Here is a 24,696-nt window from a genome sequence, read left to right as displayed (position 1 = left end):
CCAGGAGGACGATAGAAAAGGAGACCAGCTATGGCCAGGATACTTGAGGAAGATGCAAGCGGCGCTGTCGTCTATCAGATCACCGACGACCCACTCGAAAAATCCAATATTTACTGCGAACAGCCCTACTGTTCGGCGGACTCCCGGGTTTTTGTGTACGAACGACAAAATCCGAAATCCAGCTCTAACTACAACGAATATGTGATCTGCGAATTCGGGACCTGGAAGAGTGAGGTTTTGGGGCAGGGACTGCGGGCACCGGGGATGAGCCACACCGGGATCTTTTACTACCGCCACGTACAGGAGGGAAAATGCCTGGAACTGCGGCGGGTGGATCTCGCCACGGGAGAATGGGAGGTAATTTTCGAATTTCCCGAAGATTTTCAGCACCGGGGGATGGACACAGTGTCTCCCGACGAGCGCTACTATGCCTATGGCGTCACCCTCAGCCTGGAACCCCAGATGTTCGGGATCGAACTGCTGGATTTGAAGACCGGCACGCGGGATCTCATCCACACCGATCCGGATATTTGCAACCCCCACACCCAGTTCGAGCCTACCTGGGGCAAGCAAATTATGGTACAGCACAACCGGGGATGCAAAGTGCTGCCCGACGGTACCAGGGCGGTAATTTTCGGAGAACAGGGTGCCACGGAATTTCTCCTGGACATCCCGAGCGGAAAGGTGACGCGGTTGCAGGTAGGGGAACCTTATACGCCCAGCATCGTGGGACACGAAGCCTGGATTGCGGGAACGAACGAGATCTTGCTCACAGTCCGTGCCCCGAACGCCCGGGGGCTACACAGCCCCGAGGAATGGTATTTTGCACAAGGCGACTACACCCCCGAAAAGGGCAATCTGCTGGGCGTAAAAGCCGGGGAACCGCCACGGAGCGTCTCGCGCGGGTATCGGTTTAATCACCTGGGGACATCTCCGTGCGGCCAGTACTTTTTTGCCGATGACTGGCAGGGATCCGGCAAGCTCCTGCTGGGATCCATCCAGACGGGAAAAAATGCGGTCGTATGCGACGCCCGCACCTCAATTCTCGTCAAAAAAGCGCATCCGCACGCCTACGCCACTCCGGATATGCAGTGGATGGTGTTCACATCCGACCTGAGCGGACAGCCCCAGATTCACGTGGCCTCCATACCACCGGATCTGGTAAATGGACTGAACGGGACAACGGATTGAGAAAAACATACTTTAGGCGAAAGGAGTAAATCTTGAACAGTGATCCAGGGCTTCCCACCGTTGCACCAGAAGATGTGGGACTATCGGCTACGCGTCTGCATCGCATCAATCGCGTGATGCAACGCTATATTGACGAAGGCAAACTCGTCAGCATTATAACGATGGTCTGTAGGCATGGCAAAATCGCGCATTTTTCATGTTTCGGAACACAAGACACAAAAGTACCCACAACGCGCGATACAATTTATCGGATTTATTCAATGACCAAACCGATCACAACTGTCGCGGCCATGATGCTCTATGAAGAGGGGCTTTTTCAACTGGATGATCCCGTATCGGATTTTATTCCAGAATTAAAAAAAGTGAAAGTCTTCGCCGGTACAGGCATACCCCCAGAGGACCTGGAGCGAGAAATCACGATTCGCCATTTGATGACCCACACATCGGGGATGACCTATGGCTTTATGGGCAATTCGCCCGTCGAACAAATGTATAATCAGGCAAAAATTAATCGGCCAGACCATTCGACAAAAGAAATGGTACAAACACTGGCAACGCTACCCCTGGCGAATCAACCGGGTACAGCCTGGCGTTACAGCGTATCGACCGATGTACTCGGGCATTTTGTCGAAGTTATCTCCGGCATGCCCCTCAATGCGTTTTTCAGAGAGCGAATTTTAGATCCCCTCGGCATGGAAGACACGGAATTTTGGGTGCGCGAAGGACAGGGCCATCGGTTTGCGACAAATTACGGCCCGGCACAAGAAGGTGGGATTCGCGTGATTGACGACCCGGCAACCAGCAAATTTTCCAGTCCGCAAAAATTCTATTCCGGTGGCGGTGGATTGGTCTCCACAGCCTCTGATTATATTCGCTTCTGCCACATGATGCTCAATGGAGGCGTGTTTCAAGGCGTGCGGCTACTGGGGCGCAAAACCGTCGAACTGATGACAATGAACCACTTGCCCGACGAACTGATGCCCATCTCTCTGGGGCTGACAAATCTATCGGGTGAAGGTTTTGGATTGGGAGGCGCAATTTTACTCGATGCTGCTGCTGGCGGTCCCGGCAGTGTGGGGACATTTCGCTGGGGCGGTGCGGCAACAACAGCGTTCTGGATCGATTATGAAGAAGAACTCGTCGGGTTATTGCTCACGCAATTCATGCCCGCAAACTATTATCGCATTCGCGCTGAATTTAAAACACTCGTGTACCAGGCATTGATTGAGTAATGTATCGGAAACCATTCACCATATTGATCGAGATATTTATCATTTTCCTTCTTTTAACACCTGTTTTGGGTGAACAAATACCCAATGTGGATCGCGTGGTTGTGTACAAAAAAAAGCGCGTATTGCAATTGTGTCGGGGCGATAGCGTGCTCAAACAGTATCCAATTGCACTGGGCAAAACACCCGAGGGCCATAAAATGCGCGAAGGCGACTCGCGGACGCCAGAAGGCCGCTACATATTGGACTGGCGCAACCCCAACAGCAAATACTATCTATCTATACACATCTCCTATCCAAACAAAGCTGACAAACAACGCGCAGACTCCCTTGGTGTAAACCCAGGCGGAGCTATCATGGTTCACGGATACCCAACTGGTAGAACGGCTTCCCTATGGAATAGATACTGGTTCTTGGGACGCGACTGGACGGACGGATGTATAGCCGTATCAAACGAAGCGATGGATGAAATTTGGGCTTCCGTAAAAGATGGAACGCCAATTGATATCCATCCATAGTCACAATCAACTTTATGGAGGCAATAGTGAGCGGACGATTTGGATACAACATGGATAAATCCACACCCCTTGAAGAGGGCATTGTATGGGGTGCAGAAAATGGATTTCGCTATATCGACTTTCAGGCCGATATGCCCCCTAATAATCTCGCTTCTTTTGACAATATGCGCGTAAAACGCATTCGCGATCTGTGTGAAAAACACGCAGTACAAATCGGCATCCATCCCTCATCCGCCATTAACAATGCCGAATATGTCCCAATTTTATCCGAAGCAGTCGATGTCTATGTAAACGCCAATTTTGATCTGGCAGTTCAGTTGGGATGTGGCTGGATCGTCGGCCATGGGGGCTATCACTTTGGCGATATAGCCTTGCGCCGAGATGCTGCCATAGAACGCATGAAACGACTGGCACATCGAGCGGAAAAAACCGACATCGCGATCTATTTTGAAAATCACAACCTGGAACCCGAACACGCCGAAATTCACTATTTGCCGCACAACGTCGAAGAGACGCAATGGTTTTTTGATGCCATACAATCCGATCACTTCAAGTGGGCTTTCAACATAGCACACGGACATCTCGTACCCGAAGGCTGGGCTGGATTTCTCGATGCCTTTGGCGTAGATAACATTGGCCAGGTACGCATCAATGACAACAATGGCGATTACGAAATACACCTGGTACCGGGAGAAGGCACAATCGATTTTGACGCACTTTTCAAACGCTTAAACGCCATGGGATACGAAGGATGGTTCAGTCTGGGCTTTGGAAATGCAGCCGACAAAATTCGCATAAAAAACGAGTTTGAAAAAAAGCTATAAGGAGGTAGAACATTGTCGTTAGTCACAGTTATCGGACGTGGGCATTCGGGCACGCGGTTGATCTCCCACACGCTCTATGCCAGCGGTATGTACATGGGACGCTTGATCAATGCATCGGGCGATAAAATGCCTCCCCAGGCGCTGTACGATGCATGCCGCGTAATGGCAAAATACGTGAAATGGAATGGCGGGTTATCGTGGGATTTTGATGACCTGCACACCATGGACATCGACCCCGAATTTATCCACCTCGTCGAAACCTATTTGCAAGACGTGCTTCCCCCCAGAAATCGGTACGAGAACTACGGATGGAAATTACCCGAAACCACACTCGTCTATCCGTGGATTGTGCGCATGTTTCCCGATGCCAAATACATTCACTGGGTACGCGATCCCCGCGACTGCATCTTAAGTGGGCACAAAACAGATGATCTGCGCGACTTCGATATTCAATATCCGCACACAGACGACATACGCGAACGGCGGGCGATTTCCTGGTTATATCAGTACGAAATCATGAAATCCACACCCGTACCCAAACACTGTATCACCGTGCGATTTGAGGACGCGATATTAAATCAGGATGAGACATTTGCGCGGGTAGAGGCATTCCTCGGATTTCCATTGGGCAAAGTAATCGTACGCCCCGATTCCGTAGGCAGATGGAAAACCGATGATGGCGTCCATAATTTTGAATTTTTGCATCCCGCCATGAAAGCATATCAATACATTTAGAACCGCGAACATGCCCTACAAAACCTTTGACCGCTTCAAACTCAAACTCCGCCCCCTCAACCAGCGGGAACACGACCTCTCCGTCGATCAAATACCCGACCTCAATGCGCCAATACCTCCCTTTGACAACCCCAACCTTCCCATTGTCGCAGATCGCATTGTACGCGCCAGACAAAACAATTGTGCGGTCATCTTCATGATCGGCGCCCACGTCATTCGCGCCGGTGCTGCGCGCTACCTCATCGACCTGATGGAACGCGGCCTCATCACCCATATTGCGGGCAATGGCGCCTGTGCCATTCACGACTACGAATTTGCCCGCATCGGCGCAACCACCGAAAGCGTGGGTAGATATATCCGCACCGGAGAATTTGGACTGTGGACCGAAACCGGCGACCTCAACCTCATTGCCCAAACAGCGGCGCAAAAAGGCATTGGACTGGGCGAAGCCGTTGGGCGCGACATCCTCGAAAGCAATTACCCACACAAAGACATCAGCATTTTTGCCGCTGCAGTCCGACTCAATATCCCCATCACCACACACGTCAGCATCGGTTATGACATCGTCCACGAACACCCCAACTGCGACGGTGCCGCAATTGGCGCAAGCACCTATACCGACTTCTTAATTTTCACAGAATCCATCTCCCACCTCGAAGGCGGCGTCCTCCTCAACATCGGCACGGCCATCATGGGACCTGAAGTCTATCTCAAAGCCCTCGCCATGGCCCGCAATGTCGCCCGCCAGGAAAATCGCAGCATCGCCAGATTCACCACGGCAGTCTTCGACCTCATCCCCCTCGGCGACGACCTCGACACCGAAGCTCCCAAAACCGACCCCCGCTACTACTATCGCCCCTTCAAAACCATCCTCGTTCGCACCGTGCGCGACGGCGGCGAAAGCTATTATATCCAGGGCGACCATCGGGAGACGATTCCAAATTTATATCGGCTAATCACAACCGAAAGTTGATGGACTAACCTGAGATACGGCCAGTTGTACACCGCTCTGTCTCTCCACCCTCTCACCACGCGACATGGATCATGTGCCCCTGCCCGTGGAACCATATCCAATCCACAACAACACCGATTGCCGTACCCGCCATATAAGCGACCATCATCCCCAGAAAAAGCGGTGTCAACTTGCGATAGCGCTCCAGCCCGCCAAGCCGCAACACAATCGTCTTCAAAGCCCAAACCATAAAAATCGTCAGCGTTGTATTGCGAAGCGGTGCAGAAGCTGAAATCGTAAACCCAATTGGATGAAGCGGAAACCCCGGAAACCGATACCGCAAGAAAAACAACAAACCCGTAAATGCGGCGCCAATCCCCAAAAAACCGATACGATTCCAACTCGTACCCATAGTCCCGGCTTGAATGCGCCCTGCAGCGAGCTGGTTAAACCCCGCCAGATTCAGCGCGCCAATACCCCTGAAACTCACAGTTCCAAAATTGTAACTCCCCATCACATAATAACCGTAATACAAAATAAATCCCACAGCCGTCACAGCCCCAATCAACGCCCCCAACATCAAACCCGGCGCGAGCACTTTGCGCAACCTGCGATTTATCGCCATCCCCAACCTCGGCACATGCGCCATAGGCGTCATCGCAAACGTCTTGGCATCGCAGGCAAACGCATTGGTCAGCGTCAAAATCACCGCACTGCCCGGTCCCATGCCCAAAACGCCGAACAAATGCCAGGTAAAAGCCTGCGCCGTGATCGGTCCCCGCAAAAAAATAAGCCCGCTCTCCACCATAATTCGCGCCAATCCCAAATACAAGACCAGTGTGGCAAAATAAAATGCCAAAATGGGTCCCCAGGCCATACCCGCACTTTTCAACCACAACAAAAGATATGCAGAACAACCCAGCATCACCCACACAGCCGTCCGATACGACATCAACTCCCCGGTATCATCCACGCGATCATCGCCCCAGAACGCTTTGCGAAAAACATCCCGCAAATGCGACCGCGCAATCCACATGCCCCAGCCGACAAAGACGATCATCCCCCCAAAACTCTGCCATCCCACCGCCGCGTGAAAAGACCCCCACGGATCCACGCTACCCACTTCCAGACCAATCCGATTAAACACCCCGGCCTGCACAATAGCCAGCACGTGAAAAAACCAGATAGAAAACAGCACTTCCAGATTCGTGAAATAGCCAAACACCAGTGTCAAAATACTGAAGCGCAACTGAAAAGGCGGAAAACCCCGCGCAAGTGGCAACACTTTAGACGCAAAATTTCCACTCAAAATGGGCGGCGGCGGCACAGCCACATAAAACCAGGTGAGTATAAACCAGCAAATAAGCAGAAAGGTAACCGAAAATCCCACCAAAAAAAAACGCGATCGCACCAGAGATGAAAGCGTACCGTGTGTCCCAGACACACCCGTCAGTTCCAAAAGCGCGCGCGCCACGGGAAAAGCCAGCCGCTCGTGCGCCATCCACTGCTTTCGCAAAATCACACTCAAGCAGAGATTGACACCCAGTATAGCACCCAAAAAAGTGCCCCACCAGAACAGCGGGGCAATCCACAAACGCCACGGAAATCCCTCCCCGGGCGGGAGTCCCTCATAAAAATGCGTCACAGCCGCACGATCATTGACCACAGCCCATCCCGGCAAATGCGGCAACAGCAACTCGCCCCACCGGTTCTCTGCCGACGCAAAATAGTGCGGCATAGTAAGCGCTTCGAGAAAATAATTCGACAACCACTCACCCTGCATACACGCAGCCACTATGCCTATGCAACACACCACCAGCAGTTCAGATGGCGACAAACCGCGCTGTCCCAGAAACAGATTGCCCACCAGCAAAAACAAATACGGAATGAGCAGAGCCACGGACAAATGCGCGTGGTCGGCGCGTGTGGAATGCAGCACCAGACTCGCGTACACAGGCCAAAAATTGACCCACGCCGCCATGGCCAGACCGATTACAAGCGACCGCCGCGTCACTTTTGATAGAACAGTAATCTTCAAACCCAACCCTTTTTGTAAGATTGCCCAAAATCCTGCGCTTAAAGTTTTATCCAAAATAAGACGGGATTTAAAAAAGGCAAGACTACTCTTTCAAAATCTGGGTATATTATATTACGGACTGACGGAAATAGAGATTGCGGTGGTGGAAACTATCTGGACCGCGGATTTAGCAGAGGACTTGGACAAGGCCATAGAACTAAACCCGAATAATGCCAAAGCCTATAACATTCGCGGGGTAACTTGGTTACACTTGAAAAATTGGAATAACGCCAGATTGAACCTGACCATCGCCAGAGACATGGGCGTAGATATTAGCGCGGTATTTTGTGAAATTCACAATAATGTTGCGGAATTTGAACAGAAATATGATGTGCAGTTGCCGGAAGACATCGCGGCGATGCTGACGCAACAGTAACGGACACCAGCGAGAATGATAAAAGGTTTACGCGAGGAGAAAAAATGGAAGACCCGACACCATCTGCTGATTCTGTTGCAGAGGAACTTTTTGGGCGCGTTGCTCAGATCATCGAATCTGCTCGTTCAAGGGTTGTTCATACGGCCAATCAGGAACTGGTCCAAGCCTACTGGGCGATTGGGAGGGAAATCGTCCTGGATTTACAAGAAGGAGAGGCGCGTGCGGTGTATGGAAAACGAGTGCTTCAAAGACTGTCCGAGCAGTTGACTGAACGATTTGGAAAAGGATTTTCGGAATTGAATCTGCAATTGTTTCGTCGATTTTATCTCACCTACTCAGAGACGGATCAGATTTCTTACACAGCGTGTAAGAAATTGGCGATAAACCAAAAAAAAGAAAATGAACTGCAGAAACAATCCGGACTCGAATTTCATCCGAAATTAAGCTGGTCGCACTACCGCATTCTTATGCGCGTGGAGAAGCCCGAAGCTCGAGCTTTCTACGAGAAAGAAGCTGGTGAAAATGGTTGGAGTGTACGCCAACTCGAACGGCAAGTGGGTTCTCTCTTTTACGAGCGCCTGCTCAAGAGCCAGGATAAAACGGGGATGTTGATTGAAGCCAGTTCTGAAGTCAATCAAACGCAGGTGGTAGATGTAATCAAAGATCCATACATGCTGGAATTCCTTGATTTGCCAGAATCGCCGCGCCTACAAGAAAGTGATTTGGAATCGGCCTTGATTGGAGCACTTCAGGAATTTCTTCTCGAATTGGGTAGCGGCTTTGCCTTCATAGGTCGCCAGAAGCGGATCACTCTTGACGGCGATCATTTTTTTCCGGATCTGGTGTTTTATCACATTCGACTCCGGTGCTACGTGATTATTGACCTCAAAACGCGAAAACTCACGCATGGCGACATCGGGCAAATGCAGATGTATGTCGGGTATTATGACCAAGAGGTGCGCCAAGGAGATGAGAATGCCACCATCGGGTTGATTCTTTGCTCTGATAAGAATGATGCCGTTGTCAAATACGTCTTGGGCGAACAGACTGAACACATCTTTGCCTCTCGTTATAAATTAGAACTGCCCGACGAAGAAACGCTCCGCAAGGAATTGGCGCGTGAACGTGAACTTTTGGAAAACAATCGAATATGAGCCTTTCCAGGATTCACAGTGTTACCGCACACGAGCCACCGCGACAACGCGCCTGGCAAATTGGGAGAGGTCATCCATAAGCGAATACATCGTGGGCAGGAGAACAAGCGTCAGAATGGTTGAAATGGACAACCCCGATACCACAACCAGACCGATGGGACCCCAGCGGCGGGCTGTGCCTTCGGCATGGCCAAAAAGCATTGGAATAACCAGCGGCATCAGGCCAATAATAGTGGTCGTGGCAGTCATCATAATCGGACGCAAGCGGTCTTGCCCACCGCGAATAATGGCATCGCGGCGAACAAACCCCTGTTTTCGGTATCTGTTGATGTGATCGACCAGAACAATGCCATTATTCACCACAATACCAAAAAGCACCAGAAGGCCGTACTTCGCATTGCTATCCATAGCGATCTTGAAAGTGTAGAGACCGAGCGCGACGCCAATGAATGCGAAGAAAATGCAGAACATAATAGTGAGCGGATGCACATAGGATTCAAAGAGCGAAGCCATAATAATATAAATGAGAACCAGCGCGAAAATCATCGTCTCAAAATCCCGTTCCCGTTCTGCATCCATAGACTTGAAGCGGCGATCCATCTGATACTTATATCCATCGGGCAGAGGCACGTTTTCCATGCGCGCTTTCATAATCTGCCCCACGCTGAAAACTGCTTTTTGTTCAGTACTGGCAAACACAGTTAGCGTGGGCATGCGGTCTTCGCGGGAAATGGCATTAGGCCCTTGTATGAGATTGAAATCGGCCAAACTGGAGAACGCAACCATCCCGCCCTTATCACTTTCAAACTCCGTTGTTTTGAGCTGCTCGAGATTAGCGCGATCTTCTTCGCGGAGTTGAACGGTAATATCGATCTCGCCATTGGGTGTTTTGAAGTGTGAAGCCCCGCGCGACCCGAGTGCCGAAGCGATATTCGTAGCAATATCGCGCGGAGAAATGCCATACCGCTGTGCCCGTTCGCGATTTACAACCACGCGAATCTCTTCCATACCCGTCTCCAGGCTGGTCTCAATCTCGTGAACGCCGGGCATCCCCTGCATACTCATTTCAATATCCTCTGCCAGAACCTCCAGAATTTCCTGCTTGCGTCCTTTGAGTTCAACACCCACCCCCGCAGTCCCGCCCGACTTACCCCCGCGAGGTCTGAAACGCACACCGGGAATATCCTTTGGAAGAAGCGCGATGATCCTGTGCTGGACTTCGTCCGTCATCAACTTGCTTTCTTCTGCAGGCGTGAGATAAATAGTCAAAAGTGCATTTCTCTTTCCCTGCCGATTACCCGTATTGAACTTCGTCGCAATAGCCTCTATATCCAGTTCTTCTTTCAGTGGAATAAGGATATTTTCGGCTATTTTGAAAGTATTACTCGCCTGCTCCAAATCGTACGTACGAGGCATCTCCACCGTCAGCCTGATCGCGCGGGTGGGTTGATAGCGGAAAGGGGCTTGTTCTATTTTGCCGTAGATGTGATTGCCTAAAAAGAGAAGAACACAGGCAACGGATAGCGTTGCCCAGCGATAGTGCAAAGTATTGGCGACCACCCTCGCGTACAGTGCTCTGGCACCAATGGCGCGGTAACGAAAATACAGAAAAATCACCAGTGCAATTGCCGCGGGAAAACCAATTTTGGCAAATAAAGGCAAACCAGCGATGGTACGCGCAAATGCGTCCCACATACCCCCGTAATCAACCTCACTGAAATCCGTATAATATATATACGCGCCCACCCCAACACTTGCTGCGAGCACAAAAATGCTCTTGAGAACGCGGTCAAGAGTTTGGCCACCTTTATCGAAAGCGCGAGATGCGGCCAATGGAATCAGAGAAAGCGCGACACAAAACGATGCAATCACAGACACGACAACTGTCACGGAGAACTGCCGCATAAAGAGCGAAGTGCCCGAATCAGTCACAAAAATGACCGGCACAAATACACACACAGTCGTAAGCGTAGCAGCCAGAACCGGGAGGCCAATTTCCTCACTGCCCTCAAGCGCTGCCTGTTTTGCACCCTGACCTTCATCAAAACATTTGCGAAAAATATTCTCCAGAGCTACAACAGCGGGATCCACGAGCATCCCAATAGCGACCATCAGCCCCATCATCGAAATCAAATTCAAGGTGATATCAGTGCCCGATTGCCGCAAAAAATACATCATGAGAAACACCGTGAGCGCGCTAATTGGAATGGCGGAGCCAATGATGAGCGTACTGCGGAAGTTGCGGAGAAAAATAAAGATGGCAATAACGGCTAAGAGACCGCCCATAATCGCCGATTGGCTGAGACTGATTATGCTGGCAATAACATCAGTTGACTGGTCTCGAACCAGAAGTATTCGAAGATTATCTTTGCCAACCTCCTCGTTGATGCGGTCGAGTTCTTTGCGGGCGCGCTTGCAAACATCGACCATATTTGCCGTTGAAGATTTATACACAGAAAGATAAAGAGAAGGTATGCCATCGAGTCGATCAAATCGACGAGCGGGAGGATAATCGTACGTAACCGCTGCAACATCGGACAGCATCAGGTTTGGGCGAATGGGCAGATTGCGAATCTGGTCAACAGTCTCAAACTCGCCCACACTTCGCACAGCGAATCGCCTGTCGCCATCGGTGACATAACCCGCCGAGATATTAATATTATTTCTGCGAAGCGCGCGATTGATCGTGCGAAAATCCAATTTGTGCGCAGTCATAGCCCGTTGATCGACCTCGACGAGGAGATCCTTTTGCTGTAACCCCCTTAATTCAACACTTGCCACGCCATCGAGCCGCTGCAATCGAGGCGACAGGCGCTGGTTATAAACCGCGATGAAGTCTTCGGGATCTTCACCGATCCACGAAACAGTATATTCGAGAGCCGGAATATCTTCGGTATCAAAACTTTTAATCCCAATATAATCCACGTCTTCGGGCAAATCTGCGCGAACCTGATCGAGCCTGTCGCGCAAATGAATGCCAACGAGATCCATATCCGCATCCATTGCAAATTCCAGGCGAATGGTCGAAGAAGACTCATTGGATGTGGATCCCATATTTTCAATGCCAGGCATAGTACCCAATATCTCTTCAATCGGTCGCGTGATAAACCGTTCAATTTCCTCTGGGGACGAAGAAGGATACCGAATAGACACAAAAAGGACCGGAAACGTCACGCTGGGCAAATATTCAAGCGGCAACTTGACCAGGGAAATAAAACCCATCACCACAAGACTAAGTGCGATCATAATCGTGCTAATGGGCTTAAAAATGGCAAAACGACTGAGCTTCATGTCCTTTTACGACCTCTGCATCGGGATGCTGAAATATGCGAAACCGTGTTTTTTGACTACCTTGTCGTCATTTTTCACAACAATTTGACGACAACATATACATTTTTCACAACATGTCAAGATTTGAGCTTACAACTCACCATTGATTTTCAACACACAATTGCGTATCCTGAAGTGCTCATAAATGCAAACGACACCAGAGAAAGGAAAAAAAATGAAGCTCACGTACATCATGTTCACAAAACACCTCGAAGGCCTGGACATACCCGAAATCATAGAATCCCTCCAATCGGTAGGCGTGCAAGGCGCGGATTTGTGTGTGCGAGAGGGATATCCTGTAAATCCAGACAATATCGATAAGGCTCTACCCGAAGCCGCCAAACAGTTTGAAGCCGCGGGCCTGTGCATTCCACTCGTAACAGCCCCCGGCGATTTTAGCCGTCCGGACATAGATTACGCCGAGCGTTATTACGGCGCGCTGGGCGAAGCCGGCGTAGCGCATGTAAAACTGGGCTACTGGCACTGGTCAGATGCTAAGCACTACTGGGACCAACTGGATGAAATCCGGGGCTGGATGGAAAGCTTTGAGAAATTGTCGGAAAAACACGGCGTCAAAACCGTGGTACACAACCATTCGGGCAAATCGATGGGGTTAAATTCGTGTGCCGTCATGAACGTGGTCAGGGGATTCAACCCCGAACACATCGGCGTATTCTCCGACCCGGGACACCTGTCGATATGTGGCGAACCCATAGAAATGGCACTGGATATCGTGCGCGAGTACCTATCAGTCCTGGCATTTAAAGACCTGATTCGCCAGCGACCTCTGGGACGCACTGTACAGGGGGCGCCCACGGGTGGAACAATGCGGCTGGGACAGGGATTTGGCGATTGGCCCGCAGTCGTAAAAACACTGGATCGATTAAACTTTGAAGGCCCCGTGAGTTTCCACAGTGAATACAGCGGTGAACCCATAGAAACCGTAATTGACCTGGCGCGCATTGATGTGCGCTTCTTTAACGCAATGCGAGCAGAACACGAAAGCGCGTAATCCGTGTCTAACCTTCTCTACATCTTCGCCGATCAACTCCGCCCGCAATCCTGTGGCTATATGGGCGACAACCGCGCCCACACCCCCAATATCGACCACCTATCATCTGAAGGCATCAGCTTTGTCAACGCCACCTCGGTCTATCCCGTGTGCAGCCCGCATCGCGCATCCCTCTTTACGGGCTGTTATCCCACCACCAATGGCTACGTCATGAACGAATTGAGTGCCCGCACCGATTTGCCAACGCTTGCCGGCACATTGACGCAGAACGGCGTGAATTGTGCCTACATCGGCAAATGGCACATTTACGCAACCGAAGGCAAAGTTTATAAACAGGCCGGAGATTTTCACAAGAATCCCGCCAATCAATTCGTGCCCCCAGGCCCGCACCGACTGGGATTTGACCACTATTGGGCGGCCTACAACTTCAACCACAGCTATTACAAGGGATTTTATTACGAAGACAAATTTGAACGCATCGACATCCCTGCCTATGAACCCGATGCCATGACCGACCTCGCCATCTCCTATCTCGAAAACGCGCGCGAAAATCCAGAACCCTTCGCCCTCTTCGTCTCTTATGGCACACCTCATCAGCCCTGGAACTGGGACAACGTCCCCGAAGAATGGGGTATGCACTTCAAAGACATGGCCTTTGACCTGCCGCCAAATTACCGGGACGGATCAGGAGAATACTGGCACGCATGGTTCGACCGCGATTGGTGGATGAAATCCGTCAAACCCAACCTCGTTGAATGGCAGCGAATCTATGCCGCTATGACTGCCAACCTCGACTGGAACGTGGGCCGAATTTTAGACGCGTTAGACAGATTCAACCTCGCGCACGACACCCTCGTCGTCTTCACATCAGACCACGGCGAAATGTTTGGCGCACACGGTCGCGTTCAGAAAAACATCTACTATGAAGAAGCCGCGCGCGTCCCCTTTCTCATGCGCTGGCCCAACCGCATCGCCCCCAAAACCGAAAGCGATGCCTGCCTCAACACACCCGATATCATGCCCACGTTGCTCTCACTCCTGAACGTCGATATCCCCGATGGTATCGATGGATTTGACCTTTCGCATTGCGCATTTGGTCAGCATGGAGATGAACCCGAATCCGCATTCTTACAGGGCATGGGTCCCAGTGTCGATTGGGACGATGGCTTTGAATGGCGTGCCTTGCGCGACAAACAATATACCTATGCCATTGAAAAACATCGAGAATCCCTCTACAATCACCGCGAAGACCCTCTGCAATTGCACAACCTCGCCAACAGCCCTGACCATGCTAGAACAATCCAGCACTACCGCGACCAGATTCGGACGCGCATGGACGCACTAAACGACACCTTTGAACCCACTACCTTTTACCGCGATCACTGGATCGAAAACGGCCGCGTTATCAGAGGCGCGCGCGATTGAGGAGACCTCCATTGACACCAAAACGCCCCAACATCCTCTGGATCTGCACCGACCAACAACGCTATGATACCATCCACGCCCTCGGCAATGAACACATCCAGACACCCAACCTCGACCGCCTCTGCGCCGAAGGCGTAGCATTCACACATGCCCACTGCCAGAGCGCGATATGCACGCCCAGTCGTTCCAGCTTTCTCACCGGGCTATATCCCAGCACCGTACACGGCAATCGCAATGGCAATGCCTATTTCCCGGCAAATGAACGCGTACAACTCATCACCAAACGCCTCGCAGATGCCGGATACGATTGCGGCTTATCGGGAAAACTCCACCTCGCCTCTGCCTGGAACGGCGAAGAACAACGCGTTGACGACGGATATCGCAAATTCTGGTACAGCCACTCACACAATCAAGGCATCGGAATTGGCAACCAGTACACCGACTGGCTCACCGAACAGGGCATAGACCTCGGCGACGTCTTTCAAACAAAAAAAGACGGCACATACGGCACCTATCGTCCCGACATGAACCCCCAACACCACCAGACCACCTGGTGTGCGGACCGCGCCATTGAATTTATCGAATCCCCCCATGACGGACCCTGGCTCATGAGCGTCAACCCCTTTGACCCGCACGGACCTTTTGACGCACCCGACACACACAAATACAATCCCGCCGACCTGCCACCGCCGCTATTTCGCGAAAGCGACCTGCAAACACAAACGCAACTCAAACGCTTTTTCGCAGGACAAAAAGGCAACCCACCCGGCGACCGCGAACAGCACAACAAAGCGTCCTACTACGGCATGATCGCCCTCATCGACGAAAACGTCGGTCGCATGCTCAATGCACTTGAGCGCACGAGACAGCGCGAAAACACCGTCGTCATCTTCACGAGTGACCATGGCGAAATGCTCGGCGATCACGGCCTCACCGGCAAAGGTTGCCGCTTCTACGAAGCCCTCGTACGGGTCCCCCTCATCATCTCGTGGCCCGGCACCTTTCTCCAGGGCCACCGCGCAGATGGCCTCACCGCGCTCTTAGACATTGCGCCCACCCTTGCCGACCTCGCCGACATCCCCCTCGAATGGACACACGGCAAATCCCTCATCCCCATTCTCACGGGCGAAGATTCCGGGCACGCGCACCACGAATTTGTGCGCTGTGAATACTACGATGTCGTCGATAAATTCGCCCCACACGCCTCTGAAAAACACAACCCCTGTTGGGCGACCATGTTGCGCAACAACCGCTACAAACTCGTCGTCTATCACAACGAAGACTATGGCGAACTCTACGATCTACGAGAAGACCCCGATGAATTTCACAACCTCTGGGAAGACCCATCCCACACAGATCTGAAATACCAGCTCATAAAACAAAACTTCGACCACACCGTTATATGCGCCGATCCCGGCCCCAAACGCATAGGAAGATATTAAGCGTTTCAATGGAGAGCACAACATGAAATTCAAAACACCGTTAGACGTCAGACTCGCTTGCAGGGCCAACGAACTCAAAGGTTTTGCATCCCGAGCCCTTCCCGGTTACCTGTGCGTCAACGTCGCCTTTCTGGACATAGACTACGCCGACGATTTCGAGGCATTCTGTCGCGCCAACCCGAAACCCTGCCCGCTGATTGCAAAAATGGAACCCGGCCAAACAGACTGCCCCGAGTATGCACGCGCCCTCGACATCCGAACCGACCTGGGTTCATACGACATCGTACGCGATGGCGTAGTCACCGAACGCCGACAGGACATCGTGGACCTGTTCGACGACCGAACCGTTACCTTCCTGATCGGATCGAGCGTCTCCTTCGATGGCCTCCTGACCGAAAAAGGCTACCCCGCCGCATTTGGACCGACCATCCAACTCACGTCGCTCCCGTGCAAAACAGTCGGGCCCTTCTCGGGCAACATGGCCGTCACCATCCGTTCATTCGACCCGACCGTGATCGACCATGTATGGGAATTCACCAGCCACTTTCCCGCGTGTCACGGCGCCCCAATCGGAAAAAATAATGCGGACAAACTCGGCATCGAAAAGATAAACGTCGATATGAACGGTCACCCGTTTGAAGTACCCGAAGGAACGGACCGCTTGTATTGGGCTTGCGGCATCACACCCCGCATTGTCGCCGAACAGGCCAGGCTCCCATTCATGATATCCTACACCCCTGGCCACGCAATGATCACCGACATCCCGACAGAGAGCCTGTACCAGGCCTGACCTGAGATACCGTTGTATCCGCCGATCCCGGTCCCAAACGCATAGGAAGATATTCGCATGAACCAGCGACCCAACATCTTGCTCATCATGAGCGACGAACACGACCCCGCAGTCACCGGCTGTTACGGTCACCCCCATATCGAAACACCACACATGGATCGCCTCGCATCCGAAGGCACCACCTTTGACAATGCCTATACTGCCTGCCCGATATGCGTACCGGCGCGCATGTCCTTTATGACCGGACAATACGTCCACCAGATCGGCACCTGGGACAACGGCTCACCCCTCGCGGGAACAATCCCCACAATGGGCAGCTACCTCGAAGCCGCGGGCTACGAAACCGCAGCCTGCGGCCGCACCCATTTCATAGGTCCCGAACGCCTGCACGGCTTTGGCGTGCGCCTCATGGACGACGCCGAAAAATGGAAACACTGGAGTATGGGTGCCCCCGCGCGCACACCCGACGCCCGGCGCGGCAGCAACAGCCACGTCACCGAATGCGGCCCCGACGAAAACTGGCAAACCGACTACGACAGCACCGCTACCGACCTCTCCGAACGCTTCCTCAAATCCCGCGCGCAATACGCCGACCGTCCCTTTCTCCTATACACCGGCTTCATAAACCCCCACTTCCCACTCCTGTGCCCACGGGAATACTTCGACCGCTACTACCCCGACCGCGTCATCTTGCCACACACGAGAACCGAACCTTGCGAAACCCAGCACCCTTCCATCCAGCAACTCCGCTACTGGCTGCGCAACGAAGAACCCCTGCCCGACACCATCTCCACCACTGCAACCGCTGCTTACTACGGCCTCATCTCTTTCACCGACCACCTCATCGGCCGCCTGCTCGACATAGTCGATAACTCATCCCTGCGCGACAACACCGTCGTCATCTACGTCAGCGACCACGGCGAAATGGGCGGACACCACGGTATATGGCAAAAACAATGTTTCTACGAACACGCCGTGCGCGTCCCCATGATCATTCGCCACCCAAACGCTGCAGGCAACCAGCGCATCTCCGCAGGAGCTAACCTCATCGACATCCTACCCACCCTACTCGATCTCGCCGAACAGGACCCCGCGCCATTGCCCGGCAGCAGCCTCCTCCCCGCCATCCTCGGACATCCCTTTCCCGACCGCCCCATCTTTAGCGAATACCACGCCCTCGGTGCGCTAACTGGCGGCTTCATGATCAAAAAAGGCGATTGGAAATACATCCACTACGTAGGCCTGCCAGACCAGTTATTCAACGTCGCCAACGACCCCGACGAAACCGAAAATCGCGCTGACGACCCCACCTGTGCCGACATCCTCTCCGACCTCCGCGCCGACCTCCACAACATCGTCATACCCGAAGAAATCGACCAGCGCGCCAAAGCAAATCAAAAAATCAAAGGCATTAACAGAGCAACCCGTTAGCTGTCAACTCTTTATGGTCCTAACACCTCGTACTCGCCTTGCGCCCATGCATCTAACCCCGACGTATAGAATTTGGAAAAACGGCGATCTGAAGCACCGCCCGCGACATTTGCGTATAGCACATCCTCCCCAAAATCGCAAATCATTCGAAAAGTGGGTGCAAGCGCGCCGCCTTTGAACACGCCAGCCTGCGAAACCGTTGACCGACTCCCAATATTCGCAAGCGAATAATCAAAACCCAAAAACCTCGGCAACTTCCCCCTGAAAAAAATATGCTCAATATAAACCCTGCTCACTTCGCCGTGCGGCACGGCTTTCTCCCTTAACCCGCGTTCAATCGCCATTTGATAGAAAACCTCACGCGGCTGATCTCCAAACCAGACCGATGCCCCGCTCAAAAGAATGCGATCAAAATATCCGTGCAGAACACTGAACAGCGTCGTACCATCCAGCAAAAACGTCACCATCTCGCGCCCCAAACCATTATCCCCAAAAACGAGCAAAACGAGCTCGCGATAAACGCGCTCAAAAAGTGTCGCACCCAGAGAATCCGCATCATAACACAAATCCCACTCCCGCAATATATCCCCGTTTTCCGATTCGGGTAATAACGGACGTATAACCGCCATAAACTCCCTGGCCTGAAGCGCGTGAAGATCATAGTGAATCCGCTTCATATCCTCTACGGTTAAATCATCCTTCTCCCGCAACATCTCGCAAATTCGATCCGCGCGATAAGACGAAATCGACAATTTCATCGGCGCGAACTGCCCCATAAAATTGAGATCCTGGTTTGCCGTCACAATAAAATCGCATTCGGGATTGACCGTGCGGGGATACAATATCGGATCAACCATCCCATCCCAATTCTGTTTCTCATCCCAACCCAAATACGGAATCAAACCCGATGAGCCTTCGGGTTGTTTGGGCACCAGCCCGCCGAGTTGATAGCCAATATTCCCCGCCCGATCTGCAAACACCCAATTAAACGGCGCAAACGTCAACCCCGCAAAATAATCCCGTGCCTCTTCAACGCCTTTTGACTTTGTAATCCGCAAAACACAATCCAGCGAATCCGCACCCGTCCCCTTTTGCTGCTTACCCGTCCACGCATAACACAGGTAAAACCCATCCTCATTGACCTCACCCTCCAACAAACCGCGTTCCGTCTCGCAAACGCGCAACCCTATCGGATCCTTCTTTTTAGGCCGAATAACCTCTTCTCGCACGCGCAAAGGCACCCATCTATCCCCACATCTATACTTCCCATCCTTCACCTCCTCCACAAAATAATCACACACATCGGCGGTACCATAGGTCGCTGCCCACGACAGGTGGGGTGACCGTCCCATAGCCACAACCGGCAACCCCGGCAGCGTCGCACCCATCAAATAATCATCGCCCCCAGACAGAACCGCCAGATACCACACCGAAGGCAATTGCAATTGCAGATGCGGATCTCCGCACATCATCGCCCATCCAGATGCCGTCTTTGACGGACGCACAGCCCAATTATTGCTCGCGGAAAAATCGGGCAACAAATCGCGCCACACCACAGATGATGGAATCATCGGACGCACCAGACGCACCTTCTTTATCAAATCGATGTACTCTTCTGATACATCATCCCGAATCGCTGGAAAAAGTTCCTTTAACCGCTCCGTATCCACGCCCTTCTGAATCAACTGAACAATCAACTTCTCCATATCGCCCTGCATTTGCGAAAGCCCAACAAAACCGATCAGCTTAACCATCAGCAGTGCATCTCCCGGCGTCCAATCATCTGGTCGATACCCCATCAGCTTAAATTCAAAAGGCGTTCCCGTTGCGCGCACCGCCTGATTCACCCCCTTGCAATACGCATCCAGAACCGCTTGCACACCAGGTGACAAACGTCGCGCTTCCCGATCCGCATCACCCGCTATATCGAGCCAGCGCATAAATCGATCTACCTCAATTAACTCGTCATCCGCTTTCAGATATGCAGACGCATTCCCACGCCCGATGAGCTTGAGCAACCACATGTGCATCTGCCGATCCCGGCCATGTGCATACCCCAGACCGTAATACCGATCCCCCTCATCCCGCGCCGAGATATGCGGAAACCCATGCGCCATCCGCTGAATGCACACCTCGCCTTTAATACCTGGTATCACAACTTTTTTTGCATCGCGTTTCATATTGTAACCCAAAAAAAGCGAAGCACTTGTCAATGCTCCGCTTTTTTTATTACTCCCACAATCTTCTATCCAGACTACGGTATTGAATCGCCTCGGCAACGTGGCGCGATTGGATATCCTCTTCGCCTTCCAGGTCTGCTATTGTGCGGCTCGCCTTCAGGATGCGATCATAAGCCCGCGCCGAAAGCCCCAATCGCGTAATCGCCATCCGCAACAACTCCTCGCTCCTATCATCAATTTTACAAAACATCCGAATCTCTCGCGAACCCATGTGCGCATTGCTAAACAAATCTCGATAATCCGCAAACCGCTCCAATTGTATTTGCCGCGCGCCTTGCACGCGCTTGCGAACCTCTGCCGAAGACTCGCCAGCGGGTTCATTGGCCAGTTCTTCATACTGCACAGCCGGAGCTTCTACGTGAATATCAATGCGATCCATCAGCGGTCCCGAGATCCGATTGACATAGCGCTGAACCACAGGGGGCGAGCAAATACACTCGTGGTGTGGATCGCCCAAATACCCGCAAGGACACGGATTCATAGCGCAAACGAGCATAAACTGCGCGGGATACGAAAGCGACATCGCCGCGCGGGCAATCGTCACAAAACTGTCCTCAATAGGTTGGCGAAGAGACTCCAAAACCTGTTTCTTAAACTCGGGAAGCTCATCCAAAAATAGCACCCCGTGATGTGCCAGCGATACCTCTCCTGGCCGGGGATAGGGACCGCCACCGATCAACCCCGCATCTGAAATCGTGTGATGTGGCGAGCGAAACGGCCTCGTCGCCACCAGTGCTGTATCGGGTGGCAGCAACCCCGCTACCGAGTGAATTTTTGTCGTCTGCAGAGCCTCATCCAGAGTCAGATCGGGTAAAATCGTCGGCAATCTCCTGGCGAGCATCGTCTTACCCGATCCGGGTGGTCCCATAAGAATCGCGTTATGCGCGCCTGCCGCCGCCACCTCCAGCGCGCGCTTGGCATGCTCTTGCCCGCGCACATCCTTAAAATCCACCCGATGCATCCGCGCCTGTCGAAAAATCGCCTCGCTATTGATTTCAAAGGGCAGGATATCGCAATACCCCTCGAAAAAATCCAGTGCCTCACTCAAATCGCACACCGGCAAAACATCTAACCCTCCTGTAATCGCCGCCTCTTGCGCATTCTCCACAGGGACGAGCAACCCTTTTAAACCCGCCTTTTTGGCTTCCACAGCCATTGACAGGGCACCGCGCACGGGCCGCACCGTACCATCTAAAGCCAACTCGCCCAAAATGAGATATTGCGACAGCTTCTCGGGTGAAATTGAACCGCTCATCGCGGCAATAATGCCTATCGCAATCGGCAAATCAAATGCCGAGCCTTCCTTTCGGATATCTGCCGGTGCCAAATTCACCGTAATCCGATTCGTTGGAAATGTTCGCCCGGCATTTTTAATCGCAGCCATCACCCGATCCCGGCTCTCCTTCACAGCACTATCGGGCAAACCCACCACTGAAAATGAGGGAAGCCGACGCGAAATATCCGCCTCAATATGCACGATATACGCATCAATACCCAGCGTTGCACAACTCAACACACGCGCAGTCATCAAAACCTCCTTGTCTGAAAGGAACCAACTGAAAGAAGCACTATAATCAGGCAAGGAGTGTGCCAGAACCACTTAAAACAATAACTTGTTGTTATAAAAAAATTTACACCATATCAAAGCAGATCTGTATTGAACAATCTGTTCACAAAAACCATCTTCCACAGAACAAAATGTGCAACACGCCTGCTACTTCATCCGATCCAGCACAGGCTGCAATTTTTGTCGCGCTACCTCGGCTTCTGCGCCCCCATCGACGACCGGGTGTTCTTCCAACTCATCTGCTACCACATCGTACAAATCGCCCGTATCGTAGAGCTTCCAGCGTTTATCCTGCGCCCATCGCTTTAAATAGTAACCCTCCTTACCCCATCCGGGCAGGGGATCGTGATGGGCAAAAATCCACTCGCGCGGCGTACCCGTCTCGCCCTTTAACTGCGGCAAAAATGACACCCCATCAAACACATCGTTCTCGGGCAAAGAAATACCAGCCATATCCATCATAGTGGGCAAAAAATCGCTACAATCGATTAAATCATCACACACAGATCCCGGGGGAATCGTACCCGGCCAACTCGCAACAAATGGCACCCGCGTACCCGCATCAGTCGAAAGACCTTTTCCCCCCTGAAACTCGCGACCATTGATAACAGAAGTCACCTGACGGGGCGACCCATTATCGCCAATAAACAGCAGCAACGTATTCTCTCTCAGACCGAGCGCATCCAATTTATCTACAATCCGCCCAATCACCACATCCATATACTCAACCATATCTTTAAAATATTCCACACCGCTATCGTGTCGGTTTTCAGACCATATTTCACTATGAGGCGTGGGTTCAAACGGACCGTGTGTCAGCGCCATGGGATAATAAACAAAAAACGGCTCATCCTTATGCCGCTCGATATAATCGCAAATATAAGCCGTATAAATATCCGGACCGTACTTCCCTTCTGTATCCTCCAAATACGCTCCATTTTGCTGAATCACCGGATCGGCATACCGCGACCCCTTATCCTCGGTATGTTCCGTATGCCACAAGCAATACTCATCAAAACCCGAATCTTCCGCCAATTGCCCCTTGCCGCGCCACTCGGGTTCAAAATCCGGCGGATTATAACTATACATTTGCCATTTACCCGAAATACACGTTTTGTACCCAGTCATCAAATGCCCAAAAGTGCGCTCATGGGGGTCCATCACCCCAAAAGCTCTCCAATTTCGAAAATTGTATTTACCCGTCATCAACTGCAACCGCGTCGGCGTACACAGCGGCAGGACATACGCATGGTCAAAACGCATCCCCTCCTTGCTCAAACCATCCAGCACGGGAGTTCGATACGATTCGCCCCCATAACAACCCAGGCATTCATATCCCAAATCATCGGACAGAATCAGAATAATATTTGGTTTATCAGAAGCCATAAAATCCCCTTTTAGTTATCAGTTGTCAGCAGTCAGCCCAACCAGCCCCAGCCTCCATATCCTCTTTTTTATCTGTGTCCATCTGCGAAAAACGCTCAAATGAACTGGCCTGAACCAGTCGCGTTTTTTTCTGCGGATGCTTTTCACAACTCTCCAATTCGCTTCTTCTCAAAAAATTCCCAATCCCATTCGGCACCCCATCCGGGATCACTGGGCGGTGTAATATGGCCATTCTCGGGCAAGGGTGGATTGAGCAATCCAATCTCACGACCGCGCACATCCCGGGAGCCTCCGGGAAAAAACTCGTAATAACTCGTATTCGATATGGCACAAACCAGATGTGCATGCACCAGCCCAAACAACCCACCCGGTCCATTGAATTCAATATTTGCGCCGTGCATCTCCGCCAAATGTGCCAACTTCAACGTCGGAGTCGTACCCAGCCGCGCATTGGCGCGCAGGGCATCCGTTGCCCCGGAAATAATCCATTGCGCGCTCAAATCCACATCGTGCATCAAAGTCTCAGGCGCCAAAATGGGAATATCCAGCGCAGCACATAAACGCTGCAAGTTCTTTTGATCTCGATCTGCCAAAGGCTCTTCAAACCACCCAAACCGCAACGCCTCCAGAGTCTTACCCACCCGAATCGCATCTTGCAACGTATAATCACATCCTGCGGCATCGTGCAAAATATCGACATCCTCTCCAACCGCATCGCGCACAGCGTGAAAACACGCGATATTTTTATCTGCCGTACCCCCAAAATGATCTTTTACAGCCAGAAATCCCATTTCCACTGCCTTTTTTGCATCCGCTGCAGCCTCTTCTTTTGAGCCACTTCTAAAATTGTAATAAGCCGCACAACGAGACCGCGCCCGACCAATCAGACTGTGAACGGGCAGCCCCGCAACCTTGCCGGCAATATCCCACAGACAATTGTCAAAAGCACCAAACCATCCGGGGCGCGTGAACATGCCGCGCGTTGCTTTGTGTAATTTTTGAGCGAGTCGCTCCCGA

Annotated in this window: 19 protein-coding genes; 13 read left to right on the top strand and 6 right to left on the bottom strand. The window is 51.9% G+C overall.

Features of this window, described 5'->3' with window-relative positions; genetic code table 11:
• The first annotated feature begins 30 nt into the window (after window positions 1-30).
• Genes OXG87_07150 through OXG87_07125 form a run of 6 tightly spaced genes read left to right on the top strand, consistent with a single transcriptional unit; the run spans window position 31 to window position 5,470 of the window.
• Window positions 31-1,191, top strand: coding sequence for a hypothetical protein (locus tag OXG87_07150; protein ID MCY3869320.1), 1,161 nt, complete (start codon window positions 31-33; stop codon window positions 1,189-1,191).
• 32 nt (window positions 1,192-1,223) lie between these two features.
• Window positions 1,224-2,423, top strand: a complete 1,200-nt coding sequence (locus tag OXG87_07145; GenBank protein MCY3869319.1) for a serine hydrolase — start codon at window positions 1,224-1,226, stop codon at window positions 2,421-2,423.
• Entirely contained in the window at window positions 2,423-2,938 is a 516-nt protein-coding gene (locus OXG87_07140) for a L,D-transpeptidase family protein (protein MCY3869318.1), read from the top strand. The genes OXG87_07145 and OXG87_07140 overlap by 1 nt, the downstream gene beginning before the upstream one ends.
• A 26-nt stretch (window positions 2,939-2,964) precedes the next feature.
• A complete protein-coding gene (locus OXG87_07135; protein ID MCY3869317.1) occupies window positions 2,965-3,762 on the top strand; it encodes a sugar phosphate isomerase/epimerase in 798 nt (265 codons plus the stop codon).
• 12 nt (window positions 3,763-3,774) lie between these two features.
• Window positions 3,775-4,497, top strand: coding sequence for a sulfotransferase (locus OXG87_07130; protein ID MCY3869316.1), 723 nt, complete (start codon window positions 3,775-3,777; stop codon window positions 4,495-4,497).
• 10 nt (window positions 4,498-4,507) lie between these two features.
• Complete coding sequence (locus tag OXG87_07125) at window positions 4,508-5,470, top strand: hypothetical protein (GenBank protein ID MCY3869315.1); 963 nt, start codon at window positions 4,508-4,510, stop codon at window positions 5,468-5,470.
• A gap of 52 nt (window positions 5,471-5,522) precedes the next feature.
• Here the strand turns inward: OXG87_07125 and OXG87_07120 are convergent, their stop codons facing one another.
• Window positions 5,523-7,487 (bottom strand): hypothetical protein, encoded by a 1,965-nt coding sequence (locus OXG87_07120; GenBank protein MCY3869314.1) that lies wholly within the window; start codon window positions 7,485-7,487, stop codon window positions 5,523-5,525.
• Here OXG87_07120 and OXG87_07115 point away from each other — a divergent pair.
• Together OXG87_07115 and OXG87_07110 are read left to right on the top strand one after the other, a co-directional pair.
• Complete coding sequence (locus OXG87_07115) at window positions 7,429-7,902, top strand: tetratricopeptide repeat protein (protein ID MCY3869313.1); 474 nt, start codon at window positions 7,429-7,431, stop codon at window positions 7,900-7,902. The genes OXG87_07120 and OXG87_07115 overlap by 59 nt on opposite strands.
• Window positions 7,903-7,946: 44 nt before the next feature.
• Entirely contained in the window at window positions 7,947-9,056 is a 1,110-nt protein-coding gene (locus tag OXG87_07110) for a PDDEXK nuclease domain-containing protein (GenBank protein ID MCY3869312.1), read from the top strand.
• A gap of 21 nt (window positions 9,057-9,077) precedes the next feature.
• Here OXG87_07110 and OXG87_07105 read toward each other — a convergent pair whose 3' ends face one another.
• Window positions 9,078-12,347, bottom strand: coding sequence for an efflux RND transporter permease subunit (locus tag OXG87_07105; protein MCY3869311.1), 3,270 nt, complete (start codon window positions 12,345-12,347; stop codon window positions 9,078-9,080).
• A gap of 214 nt (window positions 12,348-12,561) precedes the next feature.
• Here OXG87_07105 and OXG87_07100 point away from each other — a divergent pair, with 214 nt between their 5' ends.
• From OXG87_07100 to OXG87_07080, 5 genes are read left to right on the top strand one after another with little or no spacing between them, the layout of a single operon-like run.
• Window positions 12,562-13,398, top strand: a complete 837-nt coding sequence (locus tag OXG87_07100; GenBank protein ID MCY3869310.1) for a TIM barrel protein — start codon at window positions 12,562-12,564, stop codon at window positions 13,396-13,398.
• A 3-nt stretch (window positions 13,399-13,401) separates the two neighbouring features.
• The gene (locus OXG87_07095; protein MCY3869309.1) at window positions 13,402-14,823 is read left to right on the top strand and encodes a sulfatase; all 1,422 of its coding nucleotides are present in this window, start codon (window positions 13,402-13,404) and stop codon (window positions 14,821-14,823) included.
• 11 nt (window positions 14,824-14,834) lie between these two features.
• The gene (locus OXG87_07090) at window positions 14,835-16,265 is read left to right on the top strand and encodes a sulfatase-like hydrolase/transferase (protein MCY3869308.1); all 1,431 of its coding nucleotides are present in this window, start codon (window positions 14,835-14,837) and stop codon (window positions 16,263-16,265) included.
• Window positions 16,266-16,287: 22 nt separating this feature from the next.
• Window positions 16,288-17,055, top strand: a complete 768-nt coding sequence (locus OXG87_07085; protein MCY3869307.1) for a DUF1445 domain-containing protein — start codon at window positions 16,288-16,290, stop codon at window positions 17,053-17,055.
• A 57-nt stretch (window positions 17,056-17,112) separates the two neighbouring features.
• Entirely contained in the window at window positions 17,113-18,486 is a 1,374-nt protein-coding gene (locus tag OXG87_07080; GenBank protein ID MCY3869306.1) for a sulfatase-like hydrolase/transferase, read from the top strand.
• A gap of 11 nt (window positions 18,487-18,497) precedes the next feature.
• Here the strand turns inward: OXG87_07080 and OXG87_07075 are convergent, their stop codons facing one another.
• The 4 genes from OXG87_07075 to OXG87_07060 form a co-directional block, all read right to left on the bottom strand.
• A complete protein-coding gene (locus tag OXG87_07075) occupies window positions 18,498-20,666 on the bottom strand; it encodes a penicillin acylase family protein (GenBank protein MCY3869305.1) in 2,169 nt (722 codons plus the stop codon).
• Between the two features lie 49 nt (window positions 20,667-20,715).
• Window positions 20,716-22,254 (bottom strand): YifB family Mg chelatase-like AAA ATPase, encoded by a 1,539-nt coding sequence (locus tag OXG87_07070; protein MCY3869304.1) that lies wholly within the window; start codon window positions 22,252-22,254, stop codon window positions 20,716-20,718.
• Between the two features lie 186 nt (window positions 22,255-22,440).
• Window positions 22,441-23,679, bottom strand: a complete 1,239-nt coding sequence (locus OXG87_07065; protein ID MCY3869303.1) for a sulfatase-like hydrolase/transferase — start codon at window positions 23,677-23,679, stop codon at window positions 22,441-22,443.
• A gap of 143 nt (window positions 23,680-23,822) precedes the next feature.
• A partial coding sequence (locus OXG87_07060; protein ID MCY3869302.1) for a hypothetical protein occupies window positions 23,823-24,696 on the bottom strand: 874 nt, incomplete at its 5' end.

It is taken from the genome of Gemmatimonadota bacterium (assembly GCA_026706845.1).
GTDB lineage: Bacteria > Latescibacterota > UBA2968 > UBA2968 > UBA2968 > VXRD01.
Note: the sequence above shows the minus strand (reverse complement) of the source record. Positions and strands in the feature narration are given on the sequence as shown.